This window comes from Sphingobacterium athyrii (assembly GCF_003071065.1).
GTDB lineage: Bacteria > Bacteroidota > Bacteroidia > Sphingobacteriales > Sphingobacteriaceae > Sphingobacterium > Sphingobacterium athyrii.
Genome location: NZ_QCXX01000001.1, coordinates 495384 through 508782, shown reverse-complemented (window position 1 = coordinate 508782; position 13399 = coordinate 495384). Strand labels below are relative to the sequence as shown.

The window sequence follows — 13399 nt, the reverse complement described above, 5'->3', positions numbered from 1 at the left end:
TTGTCAACCTAACGCTGTACTCCTTATATTTGACTATCTTTTGCCGCTGGTTTAAGATTGAAAATGAAAAGATAATTTGAGCAATTTTCCCCATGAAGCTATTTAGTTCTATACATAAAAGTCTCCTTTTTTCACTGCTTTTATTGACGTTGTTATATTCTTGTCAATCTCAGGATCCGGATGTTGTATTCTTGGATAAGTTGGATAAGTCGTTCGATGTTTCAAAGTTTTATGCGCCGAAAATAAAAAAAACGGAGTCTATATTAGCTTCTGATGTGAATAACATGGACAAGAAAGCATTAAAGGAGGTTTTTGAAACCGCCATGTTCAAAAAAGATACCATGGCAATTTTTGATAGCGAAGGAAGTTTGCCGACGCCATTTTATGTGGAGTCTACCTCGGGCTGGGGCACGAGGAAATTAAAACCGAAGAAATATTATGGCTATCGCTATACAACGGTGTCCTACAACGAAGAGAAGGATACCTTGGCCATGCTGAATGGTGTCGCTTTTCCCTCGCTGGCTATGGGGGAAAATAACGGTGGTAAATTCGCTTATTTATCGGCGAGCAAAACCTCAAAAAATATGGCCGATTTCCAAAATCTTCAGAATTTTCTACAAAAATCATACACGCCTCTCAACCTATCAAAAGAAGCCGGGTTTGGGGTAAAAGGCTGGGAAAGTCCGGATTTCTATTATTTTTTAACTAAAAAAGATAGAACGGAAGAACAGATTTTCTCTTTTGGTGAATCCGAAGATGAAGGTCCGACTACAACTGCCATTTCTGATATACTTTTGGAAATTTTTAGTAAAGAATATATTCAGGATATGCGGAAAGAACAGGTTTATTTGAAGGATTATATTCCTGTTGTTAAATGATAAACGATTCGTTTGAACGGCAGCGATAAAACGTTTTTTCAAATTTGTTTATATTTACGTCTTTGCTTTAGGAAATCAATCAAACTATTCTTATTATTTCTATGCCTAATACAGCAGTTTCTACATCCGCGTATGCCGATACCAAACCACATTATACTGTGCTCGACGGCCTGCGTGGTGTTGCAGCTATCACAGTCGTATGCTTCCATATTTTTGAAGCCTTTGCAACCAGCCACCTGGATCAACGTATTAACCACGGTTATTTAGCAGTCGATTTTTTCTTTATGCTCTCTGGATTTGTTGTCGGTTATGCTTATGATGACCGTTGGAGAACGATGACGACAATGGATTTTATCAAACGCCGGATTATAAGGCTTCATCCCATGGTTGTTATGGGGGCGATCATTGGCGCTTTGATGTTTTATTCTCAGGGCTGTTCGGTGTGGGATGTATCCAAGGTGACTGTTTCGGCTTTATTGCTGGCTACGGTATTGAACGCACTGTTGATCCCTGCTCTGCCTGGACATGAAGTAAGAGGCCTAGGGGAGATGTTTCCACTTAACGGCCCGAGCTGGTCTTTATTTTTTGAATATATTGGTAATGTTCTTTATGTTTTGGTCATCCGTAAATTTTCAACAAAAGCACTTGGCGGGCTCGTCGTCGTTACAGCATGTGGATTGGCTGTTTTTGCTATCTGGGGCCCATTGGGTGATATCTGTGCAGGGTTTTCGCTGACAGGAATGGAGTTCACAGCCGGATCATTACGTCTTTTATTTTCTTTTACCGCAGGTTTATTTCTATCTCGAGTATTTAAACCTGTTCGGATAAAAGGGGCATTTTGGATCTGTAGTATTATCCTTGTTTCACTTTTGGCGATTCCGCGTATCGGGGGAGCTGAAAACCTCTGGATGAATGGACTCTATGATACGTTGTGCTGTGTGCTGATTTTTCCACTGCTAGTTGTTCTGGGGGCTTCCGGAAAGGGAGGCAGTTTTACAAACAAACTGTCTAAATTCCTGGGAGACATCTCTTACCCTTTGTATATGGTGCACTATCCCTTTATCTATTTGTATTACGCTTGGGTAAAAAATGAAAACCTCAGCTTTGAAGAATCATTGCCCGGTGCAGCAGCGGTTGTAATCGGTAGCATTGTGCTCGCTTATATTTGTTTAAAACTATACGATGTCCCTGTGCGAAAATATCTGACCCAGCGATTTTTTAAATCGAAGGAAAATCATTCGAATTAAACGCAAGATAGACCAATAGACAATTTCGTGTCAACTGGCCTATTTTCTTTTTAAACGATTATTTTTGAAATGCTCCAATGGAAATGCGATTTGACTCAAATCTTGCCTGTCCACTCAAATCCAATTCACCATGGATTGCTTGACCAATAAATTTCCCTTTGGCGAGGGCAGGAGATGAGTCCCGTAATCCAAAATCTGCTTGTGTCGTTGATATAAACCCCGGGTCCTGTCCAAAGATCGTATGTGTATCGCCAATAAGGGTTGATTTCCAGGTGTGTTGATCCCGGATGACTTTCCCATTCCATATCCACTGACCTTCTCCGGTACTGAAGTATAAATTGTAGTCAATCGCATTGGATTTACCCGTATTGGTATATTTATGAATAAATACACTATTAGGCTGTGCTACAATAATATTATTCTGGATGATGTTTTCTGTACAGCTCTCAACAAGTCGTATTTCACCTTCAATTTCATCAAAATACCCTTTGTCGATATTGTTGTGAAATAAGGTATTATTCACAACATAACACTTCAGCGTACCACCACCGGTGTAATTTAGGTAACCGCCTAAGCTTATCCCCGCGAGTGAATTGTGATAAACTTCGTTATTTCTTACGATACAGTCACGTGTCGGAAAATGATCAGTTTCACTGACTAGCCCGATTCCCCGTCCACAGCGATAGACACTGTTTCTTTCAACAATGATATCCCGGGCGCCATCGATGTAAATCCCAATGGCCCCGTTATGCTGGGCAAATGCGGGGATAGGACCAGTTCTACCGTCAATATCGTAAACTTCGTTTTGGCTGATCAGTCCATTACGTACATAGTTCAGGCTTGCTGTCGCATTGGCGGCATATCCTCCGGCTGCAACAATACCAATATTTTCGCCATTGTATACCTTATTTCGTCTGATAATAAAGCCATCGACATATCCATTGATTGTCAGATTTTCGGAATAACCGGTATTGCAGTCATGGATCGTATTATCCTCCACAATAATATCCTGTAAGGCCTCGGCGGTATTGCCAATGACCAGAATACCATGCCCACTTCTGCCATCCTGTGGGCTGGCATTGTTTTCGATATGATGGACTCTATTATTTCGCACAGTGATGTTTTTAGAGCCTTGATCAATAATAATCCCATTCACATCATTGCCTTTGGCCTGTGTTTTAAAATTTCGGATTTCAAAACCCTCAAACTGAATAAATCGGGCATTTCTGATCGTTACTAATGCTTCTGTGCCGAAGATGGATAGTCCCTCGCCATCAATGGCCACCGCTTCATTGGGATAGGGCTTTATCGTAATGAGTTTTGCTGAACTTCCCGATTTTGAAATCATTACTTTCTCATGGTAGGCACCCTCGCGAACAAAAATAGTGTCGCCTGGTGATATTGCCTCCAAAGCGCGGGCAATCGTACGAAAGGGCTTGCTCTCCGTACCCTTGTTTAGGTCATTGCCCCTAACCGAGACGTACCTGCTTTTTTGAAGAGCTGCGTCGGTCTGTGTATGATCGAGATGATCAGCATGACCACATGCTGCAAACAATAGTATACCCTGCAGCAGTACATAGCTCAAGGAAAATAGACGCTTAAAAATCATATAAAGTCATTTGAAATGTAAAGAAGCTGTCGAAGGCATAAAAGCGAAGCTTCTGAGAACGCATGAATTGAAAAGATGTCGTCGGGGATGCAACCCACCGCTTAGAAAAAGCAGGTGTCCGATCGCTTTACGTCGGACACCCACTCATTTATTCCGAGATAATCTTTCGGACACTATTATTTTTCTTGTCAATGACATAGACCGTACCATTTTTGTCTACAGCAACACCTTCAGGCACATTAAACGAAGCGGCTTCGCCAACGGCATTTGTAAAACCAGCGATATTGGATCCTGCAAATGTACTTACCTGGAATGTCTTGCCATCCACCAAGCGGATGCTCTGATCCGGAGATCCACTATCGGCACCGGCGGTACCATTTCCAGCTACATATACATTGCCTTGGTTGTCAGCTGCAATACCCCAGGGGAGGGCAAATTCGGCCTCTGTATTGAGTCCATTTTTGTAACCATATTTACCAGAACCGGCACTCATGGTATGCTTCCATGTTTTGGGATCGTATTTTCTGATTTGATTGTCGCCATGGATACAGATGTATAGACTGCCATCCGGTCCGCAGGCCATTCCTGCTGGAAAATTCAATCCATCGATGACTGTCGTTACTGCTGTACCATCTGTATTTAACTGATAAATAGGAGCCGGGGAGGTAACAGAATTATAGTATAGCTTTTTTGAGGTTCGGTCATAAGTAATGAACCAAGGCTCTCTCGCGGCCCAGGCGACAAGCTTTGCTGTACCATCGGGTGTTATCTTACGGATATCCCAGTTTCCGGGATCGACACAATACAGATTACCCTGTTCATCAATGGTCAATCCATAGGGAAGGCTAAACCGTGCTTCACCTCCTTTCCCTTCTGCAAAACCGGCATTACTTGGGGATCCTGCTAACGTACTGACGTTTCCGGCGGGATCAATTTTACGGATACAGTGGTTACCGGGGTCAGTGACATAGACATTTAACGCATCATCTACAGCGATACCGCCATTGCGGTACCAAGGTTCACCACCAAAATTAAACTTTGCATCAGTACCTTTTCCGTTAAAGAATCCTGCAGTTCCGTTGCCGGCCAAGGTACTGACTGTTCTTTTATAGATATAGTTGTAACTATCTTTTGACGTTCCCGTTTTTCCGCCAATAGAGACTTCAATAACTCCACTGCCAGCCCTTTTAGGGACTATGGCCATAATCTGCGTGCCATTTGATGCTATAATCTTTAACGGGATGCCATTGAGCTTAACGGAAATCGCCGTGGTGTCCGTTGTAAAGTTCTCCCCATTGATCAGAACTTCTGTTCCATAGATACCTTGCTTTGGAAGGAAATCCGTGACAACAATTGCCGCATTGGGATCATGTGCTGCACCCATATTATCTTTCTTACATGAACATATTCCCACCAATAGCACTAAGGAGAGGAGGGGAAAGAATAAATACTTTTTATATATTAATTTCATCTGTCAATAATTTTTTTTCCATCCGCCAGATGGAGCTTATCCTATTTTAAAATTTACATGTACCTGTGGGATAAAAATGAAATTTTAAATAGGAAGGTTCATAAATAGTAAAAGTTAAAATTCAAACCTTAATTACCAGCCTGGATTTTGAACAAGCGCCGTGTTCTTATCGATATCATCCTGTAAAATAGGAAATAGATACATTTTATCATCCCAGTATCTGTTTTGCAATAAGTTTCTCTTATAGAAGTCCTGATAAAAAAATCCTTGATTATTATCGTTTGAAGCGATATTCATCCTGTATATTGCTCGGGAAGCTGGGTTTCCCATCATCAGTCGACGAAGGAGCGTGAAATAACGGTCGCCCTCAAAAGCCATCTCAATTTGCCGCTCTCGAAGAATCCATTTACGTTGTTCATCTTTATTGCCCACTACCTGTGGATAGACAGTTTCCAATTTAGGCAAACCGGCCCGTTGACGGACAAGGTTTAGATAGGATAGAATATCAGGATGGCTCGGATTAACTTCATTGAGCGATTCGGCATAATTTAAGTAGATTTCAGCCAGGCGGATATGGATATACGGACGATATACGGCTCGATCCTGGCGAATATTACTGGCTGGACTGACATTTTTTTGTGCAAGGTATCCTGTTTTATCGGCACTATTTGAATTTTGGACCAATCCGGCTTTTCCTGAATAATAAAACTCAGCCCTTCCGCGTCCATCCTTGTTGGCATCTGACGAAAAGAAGTTGCGGTCATCGGCTGTCGGTGCGGGTAGGATAGGCTTACCATTATAGAGAATATTGACGTAAAATCGCGCTTCCCGGTTTACATACATATTTGAATTGCCAGCGATGTAACCTCTATTGACACCATCGCGACTTTTGCCCCAGTCGGCTGGATCATCCGTTGCTACGAAACCGTCCTCCCGATAACCAGAGCTGGGATCTTCAATGGTTTTACCATTGCGCATCAGGTGGGCATCCACGACATTTTGTGTGGCATTCATCATGGCAATCCCACCGGGTTCAGGTGCACTTCTTTTCTCATGTCCCCAATGCCAAGTGTCCGCTTTGTGCGTGGAAAAAATAATCTCATTATTCCAGTTTGTTAAAAAGAGGTTACGGAAAGAGAGGTAAGGATCGAATTTTGAATCTCCTTCATCCAGATTGGTAAAGAGCTTATAGGCATTTAAGTCAATAACAGCTTTTGCGGCATCAGCGGCCAATTGCCATTTATTGGCATCGTTCTGCAAAGGGGCAAGTGCCTTACCATCCTTGTTTTTGAAATTTGCAAATCGTGGATTTCCATTCCATAAGGGACTTGCAGCCCATAGCGCCACCTGTGATTTTATGGCCAAACAGGTTCCTTTGCTTGGACGACCATAATTGGAGGAGGCGGACCATACCACAGGAAGGTCTGCTGCAGCAAGATCCATCATGCTATTGATGTAATCGACACATTCCTGAAATGAATTGCGGGGATATTTGTTGAAATCTTCGTTCAAACCCAATGTCCCTTTCAACAATACCGCTGGGCCATATTGACGTAGCAATTTCCAATAGTACCAGCCCCGCAAAAACCTTGCTTCGGCTTTGTATTGTACTTTAAGTTCTGTGCTCAATGCACCTTCGGGAACCTTGTCGATGTTTTCCTCAAAAACAAATGATTGCCGAATAGCGGCGTATGCATTATTCCAATAATGCTGCCAGTACATGCTTTGTGGATTCCAGTTCCCGACAGCCATTTGCCGAACATTCACAACGGGTATGTTACATGAACTTTCATCGCTGGCACCAAGGGTAGTAAAATCGTCTACAGGTGTTTCGATATAACTATAGATCTGGTTTAAGTAAGATTCTGCATTTGCCCTGGTCTCCCAGACCATGTCTGAAGTGAGGAGGTTATCCGGTTTCTTGTCCAAATAAGTACAGCTTTGCATATTTTGGCATAAGGCCAGTGCCAGTAGGCCTGATACGATATATTTTGGTGTTATCTGTTTCATAGTTGTGGTATATAGTTAGATTAAAACTGTGCCCGAACGCCGAAGGTAATCATGCGATTTAATGGATATTTGGCACCGTTGCTTCCCAATTCGGGATCCCAGAGCTTGAATTTGCTAAACGTCAGGAGGTTTTGGCCTGATGAATACACATACATAGAGGTGAAACCAAGTTTGTCTAAGCCTTTTGCTTTAATAGTATAGCCCACAGAGGCCTGTTTCATACGGATATAAGATCCATCTTTTAACCAATGTGTACTGTTAATATAATTGTTGTCACTTCCACTGGCCATGGTTAGGCGTGGGTAGTAAGCGTCCTGACGTGGATTTTCTGCGGTCCAACGGTCTTCAACAATGGACATGGTATTGTTGGGATAGATTCCCAAACCCGAAAAAGGGAGCACACCAACACCATTGACCCCCATGCCTTTTCCAGGGATTTCACTGCCATTGGCCATAATACCTACGTCCGCGACCCCTTGGAAGAATACCGAAAGGTCAAAGTTTTTATAGGATGCAGAAAAACCAGCACCATATAACCAAGAAGGAAACCAGGATTTTCCAAGGTAGGTTCGGTCATAAGCATCAATGATATTATCATCCTCAGCATTTAAGTTTTTGTAACGGATATCCCCTGGAGATACCGGGTTAAACTTCTGTTGCGGGGCAGACTCGACCTCTTCTTTGCTCGTAAAGTAACCCATGGCAATATGTCCCTGGTATTCACCAAAGCGTGTTCCGGTCATTGATTGATAACCATACCGCCTGACCGGCTCATCGGCGAAGACAATTTTGTTGCGGCTATAGGTGACATTACCAAAAAGGCGGAAGCCAACTTCCCCAAATTTGTCGTTATACTCAACACTGGCGTCCATGCCTTTATTGTCCATCTCACCTTTATTGGCGTATACGGCTAAGTTACTATAACCGGCGATAGAAGAAAGGGATTTTCGTTCAATCAAAATATTCTTACGACGTTCGGCGAAACCGTCAAAGATCAGATTGAGCTTGTTCCACAGGCCAATTTCAAGACCGATCCCGGTTTTATAGGATTTTTCCCAGGTCAGGTTTTCTACACCCATTACATTTTCTGTCTTTCCGCCGGCCCAAGTTCCATTAAGACCAAAGCCTGTAAAACCACCACCGCCGATCTGCGTTAAGTAGGGAAAACGGCCGCCAGCTCCAATATTGTCGTTTCCAACAATACCATAAGATCCTCGAAGCTTTAATAAGCTAAATGTCTTTTTCAACGGCTCAAAAAACTCTTCATTGGAAATCACCCAGCCAGCCGAAGCGGAAGGAAATAGGCCAAACTTCTGGCCCTTCTCGAAATTTTCAGATCCTGTATAACCAGCGTTTACTTCAACAAGGTATTTATCACGGAATCCGTAGTTAATCCGTCCAGCCAAACTTTGGTTACGATAGGGAATAGAGCCAATAACGCTGCCTGATAGACTGACCAGACGGTTACGCATATTATAGAGGAACATCCCGCCGATTTTGTGATCATTGAAAGTACGATCATAATTTAAATTACCTTCGAGGTACATGACGCGTTGACCGGAAGATTCCTGGCTATAATCCAAAAATTGTTGACCGACTCTAGTTTGGTTAAAAATAAAGTCCCCTTCAGGGGTTCTTCCTGTTGCCTGCCATAAATCATTTTTTCCTGAGCGACGGTTGTTGAATTCGCCATAACTATCAAAGGAAAACCGGGCATAAGCAGACAATCCCTCAGTAATGTCGTCTAATTTTTGATTAATGGTCAATACGGACTGTACAATGGGTTTAAATTCGTTGGAGTAACCATTGTTTTGTACCTCATTTAATGGATTGGCGCCGCCACCGCTAAGTGGTCCGGCCCATTTACCGTCCGGATATTGAATTGGGTATGCGACGGGTGTCGTCGCATAAGCCAAATACCATAGATCACCGGCAGCAATACCGGGATAGCGGGAGTTGACCAACATCCCTGTTAAGTTGAGCTGAACGGAAGTATTTTTTGATAAATTGACATCTACATTACTCCTGAAATCATATCGTTTGAAATCGAGATTAGGGTTGTAATTGTTTAAGTTGCTTACCTTATAAGGGCCTTTTTGATTATAATACGATCCCGAAATATAGTATTTCACCGATTCGCCACCGCCGGTAACATTGATGTTGGCATTGGTCAGCATGGAATTCTTTTTATACACTTCATCAATCCAGTTCACATTGGGATACATATAGGGATCTAGTCCACTTTTTGTTTTTTGGATCAATTCATCTGAATAGGTTGGGGTCAAGCCCATATTTGTTCTTGCTTCATTCTGCAGCTCCATATATTTTATGCCATCCAGCATTTGCGGTGTTTTTGTAAAACTGGAAAAGCCATTCTCTGCCTTAAAGGAAATCTTTGGTTTGCCAGCGACACCTCTCTTGGTGGTGATAATCAAAACACCGTTGGCACCCTTAGCACCATACATTGCCGTGGATGAGGCATCTTTTAATAAGGAAATACTGGAGATGTCTTCCGGGTCAATATTATTGAAAGATCCACCGAAACCACTATTGACATCATCACGTTGTACACCATCAATGATAATTAAAGGTGACGAATTACCAGCGTAAGTCCCGATTCCACGAATTGTGAAGGTCGAATTGTCATAACCGGGTTCGCCACTCGATTGTACCGAGATAATACCTGCTACCTTACCTGCTAAAGCATTCGATAAATTGGGAACCGGTGTACGCATATCGGCCATATTTACCGAACTTACGGCACCCGTAACATTGATTTTTTTCTGTGTACCATAACCTACAACAACAACATCATCCAGATTATTATTGGCCAATGCCAAGGTTATATTTAAATGGTCCTTGTTATCTGCTGGTCGTTCAATAGGTTCATAGCCTACGTATGTAAATGTCAAGATCACCTGGCCGGATCCGGATGGTGGGGCGATGGTAAAATCTCCCTTGCCGTCGGTTGTCGTTGTGATCTGGGTATTTTTTATACGTACGGTAACACCGGCTAATGGGTTTCCCTGTTGATCTTTGACTGAGCCATTGATGGCTTTTTGATTTTCGGTAATCTCTGCGGTACGAGCTACTCCCGTCGATTCTTTTGGACGTATTATTAAGGTCTTTTTGATGACTTCAAACTCAAGTGCCTGATTTCGAAACAAGGCTGTCAGCGCTTCATTTAACGTGGCATTCTCCAGATTGAGGGTGACAGGGCTTGCTTTCTTGATCAGCTTTGAATCATAAAGCAGGTCAAGCTGCGCCTGTTTGCTGATTTCTGCAAGAACAAGGTCGACCTTACTATTTTTAAAATGTAGGTTCATTTTTTGGCTATAAACCGGAGTTTTAGCCTGAACAACGCCAAAAAATGCGAGCATTAGGTAGAACTTCATAATCAATAGGGTCTTAATTAAGAACATGTACTGTTCTTTTCCCAGTATTATTTTCATAATTTTGTTTAGAATTAAAAGGTTAATTAATTTTTGACAGAAAATTTTTAAACTCTATTCGTAGCCGGGATGTGACAGCATCCCGGCTTAAGTTTTCGATTTATCTTTTTGTGACGTAGATCCTCCTTTCCACAACTTTAAATTTGATTGATTTTGTTAATTCGAGAAGTGACAAGATCTCTTCGATATTTTCTCTTCGGGAGACTTTCATCTTAAGGTTTACATCATCCCAGTCATTTCCCTGAAATATAACTTCGGCATCATACCATTGCGCAACATCCGCCATAATGGTTTTGATATTTTCATCTTTGTAAATAAAATAGTTGTTCTTCCAGGCGATTTCGGATTCCGCGTCAAATTGATCTATTTGAACACCTGAGGTAGATATCTTCGCACGTTCACCGGGTTTGAGCATGGTCTGGCCTGTTTTTGAAGTCAAACGTACTGATCCCTGTAACAGAGCGACTTTTGCAACATGGAGGTTATCCCTATCGGATACATTAAATTTGGTCCCCAGTACCCGGATTCCAAATCCATTACCCGCTACAATGAAAGGTTTGTGTTTTGATTCAGCAACTTCGAAGTAAGCTTCTCCCTTGACCTGAACGAGACGACGGTCAGCAGCAAAATGCTCGGGGAAAATTAGGCTACTCTCGGCGTTGAGCCATACTTTGGTACCATCTTCTAAATTGATCTGATATTTACCGCCTTTTGGGGTTGCTAAGGTGACAAGTTGAGCTTCCATGTCTTTTTTTCCGGTCTTTGCCTGATAACTAATAATGCCTTCTTGATCAATTTTGAACAACAGCTTTCCGAAAGGAACAGTGTCTCCAACCTGCTGTTGCTGCAGATCCAGGCTGCTGCCGTCTGAATTTTTCAAAGAAGCTTTTTCGGTCCCCGGATTCAGGTATGCCTGTTGATTGGTGGCTTGTAAATCGGCCTTCCGACCCTTAAAAAAATAATATCCGGCAATGCTGGAAACAGCCAATAACAAAGAGGCGGCATAAGGGAGGTAACGAAGGAAAATACTTGTTTTTTTTGTATTGCCCGCTTCTGCTTGAATAAGTTGTTCTACGTTGAGCTTAATCTGTTTTTCTATATTTTCTGCAGGGCCGAATTTACCTTCGTCCCAAGTAGTATCATGATAAGCATCCAAGAGCCTGTGGTCTACTTCACGCACTTCATCTTCGGAGGATTGCTTGCGCAAAATTTTCTTGATTAAGTCTATAATTTCAGGTTTTTTCATGAAATCTATAATTGATTCGTTCTTATAGAGTTCATTTTTTCAATTAGCCCCCAAAAGGAATTGCACTTTTTTTTAAAAGAAAATATAAAAGAGCCTTTTATTAGACTGTTGTGGTTGTAATGTGTTGTATTTCAGATTCTTGTTAGAAAAAGAAAATTTGAAAAAAGATGTGCATATTCTGCATACCCTGCTTTAATCGTTTCAATGCAATAGAAATTTGGTTTTCTACTGTTTTTACAGAAATATTCAGCTTCTCGGCAATTTCCTTATGGCTGAGTTGCTCCATTCTGCTGAGGTAAAAGATCTCCTTACATTTATCAGGAAGCTGATTGATCATTTGATCCAGATAGTCAAGCAGTTCTGTATACTCCAATTTTAACAACGGATTGAATGAGTCAACATAGTTCTCATCTAAATCTTTAAGTTCGACATAATCCATCTTTTTTTTGACATTTCGGAATACTTCATAACGAATACAGCCAAATAGATAGGTTTTGATGGAATATTTGAGATTTATTTTCTCCCTGTTTCGCCAGATATTGATAAATACGTTTTGGACAAGTTCCTGACATACTTCGGGATCCTGCATGGTGACTGAGGCTGTCTTGAACAGCGGCTGCCAGAAGCGGTGCATCAGATGTTGTAGCGCTCTTTCCTCACCTTGACAAACTGATTCAAAAATTTGCTGATCCGAACGGGCGGAGAAATTCATAATTTAATTCTGTTTACAATAGGTATCCCACAAAAACCTATTCAAAGTACGTATAAAATAACAACAAAACAAAATCTATTCCACCGATGCCATAATCCGTAACTGGAGTCGATATGTCGGGACAAATTAGCATAAGGGCCATACTTCACATCTTGTCAAATTTATTAAGAAAGAATGAGTAGTCCGCTTTATAAAAAGAGACCGAAAAATGAATCATGTAATGGAAATACAATGCGTTCTTAGATCAAATAATTTTCTGATTTGCTAAAGGAAATGATTGTTTTTAAACGGGTAAATAGACTACCGATCGTAAAAATAAAACAATGAAGACGAATTTTGCCAAAGCAGAAATGTTTATCAGAAAAGATGTTACTGAGGTGTTTCAGTCCATTATAGACCCTGCAACTACAACTAAAATTTGGTTCACCAAGAGTTCCGGGAAATTAGAAAAGGACAAGAATATTGAATGGGAATGGGAGATGTATAATCATAAGGTCAATGTTGAAGTACTGGAAATCATAGATAACAAAAAAAATTGTTTTCAACGGAGGTAATTATGACGAACCTTCTATTGTCGAATGGAAATTTCAGGCAATAAAGGAGGAACATTTGTATCGGTAACTAATGAAATCGAACATGATACGCCCCAAAAGCTGATTGTCGGCGTAAGGGACAGTACCGAGGGATTTACACTCGTTTTAGCAAATCTAAAAGCATTTGGAATTTAATATTTTGCTTAACTTGGTCGGAGACCGGTTTCCAGAAATGTAGACC

10 protein-coding genes are annotated in these 13399 nt (G+C 41.5%); 4 read left to right on the top strand and 6 right to left on the bottom strand.

Annotation, left to right across the window (positions count from 1 at the left end):
• Positions 1–92: 92 nt before the first annotated feature.
• Together DCO56_RS02235 and DCO56_RS02230 are read left to right on the top strand one after the other, a co-directional pair.
• On the top strand, positions 93–878 hold the full coding sequence (locus DCO56_RS02235) for a hypothetical protein (RefSeq protein ID WP_108632121.1): 786 nt from the start codon (positions 93–95) through the stop codon (positions 876–878).
• Between the two features lie 101 nt (positions 879–979).
• Entirely contained in the window at positions 980–2125 is a 1146-nt protein-coding gene (locus DCO56_RS02230) for an acyltransferase family protein (protein WP_108632120.1), read from the top strand.
• 58 nt (positions 2126–2183) lie between these two features.
• On the opposite strand, the gene DCO56_RS02225 is transcribed toward DCO56_RS02230, so the two are convergent.
• The 6 genes from DCO56_RS02225 to DCO56_RS02200 all read right to left on the bottom strand — a co-directional run bounded on the left by DCO56_RS02225 (position 2184) and on the right by DCO56_RS02200 (position 12625).
• Positions 2184–3734, bottom strand: a complete 1551-nt coding sequence (locus DCO56_RS02225) for a DUF1565 domain-containing protein (protein ID WP_108632119.1) — start codon at positions 3732–3734, stop codon at positions 2184–2186.
• Between the two features lie 148 nt (positions 3735–3882).
• Complete coding sequence (locus tag DCO56_RS02220) at positions 3883–5205, bottom strand: IPT/TIG domain-containing protein (RefSeq protein ID WP_108632118.1); 1323 nt, start codon at positions 5203–5205, stop codon at positions 3883–3885.
• A gap of 132 nt (positions 5206–5337) precedes the next feature.
• Positions 5338–7215 (bottom strand): RagB/SusD family nutrient uptake outer membrane protein, encoded by a 1878-nt coding sequence (locus DCO56_RS02215; RefSeq protein WP_108632117.1) that lies wholly within the window; start codon positions 7213–7215, stop codon positions 5338–5340.
• Between the two features lie 20 nt (positions 7216–7235).
• Positions 7236–10667, bottom strand: a complete 3432-nt coding sequence (locus DCO56_RS02210) for a TonB-dependent receptor (RefSeq protein ID WP_108632116.1) — start codon at positions 10665–10667, stop codon at positions 7236–7238.
• Between the two features lie 100 nt (positions 10668–10767).
• Positions 10768–11913: a FecR family protein gene (locus DCO56_RS02205; RefSeq protein WP_108632115.1), complete on the bottom strand. Its 1146-nt coding sequence runs from the start codon at positions 11911–11913 to the stop codon at positions 10768–10770.
• 142 nt (positions 11914–12055) lie between these two features.
• On the bottom strand, positions 12056–12625 hold the full coding sequence (locus tag DCO56_RS02200; RefSeq protein ID WP_108632114.1) for an RNA polymerase sigma factor: 570 nt from the start codon (positions 12623–12625) through the stop codon (positions 12056–12058).
• 323 nt (positions 12626–12948) lie between these two features.
• Here DCO56_RS02200 and DCO56_RS29470 point away from each other — a divergent pair, with 323 nt between their 5' ends.
• Both DCO56_RS29470 and DCO56_RS29465 read left to right on the top strand, forming a co-directional pair.
• Positions 12949–13179, top strand: a complete 231-nt coding sequence (locus DCO56_RS29470) for an SRPBCC family protein (protein ID WP_219929289.1) — start codon at positions 12949–12951, stop codon at positions 13177–13179.
• Positions 13180–13203: 24 nt separating this feature from the next.
• Positions 13204–13353 carry an SRPBCC family protein gene (locus DCO56_RS29465; RefSeq protein ID WP_219929288.1) on the top strand — a complete coding sequence of 50 codons (150 nt, stop codon included), beginning with the start codon at positions 13204–13206 and terminating at the stop codon, positions 13351–13353.
• Positions 13354–13399 lie beyond the last annotated feature (46 nt).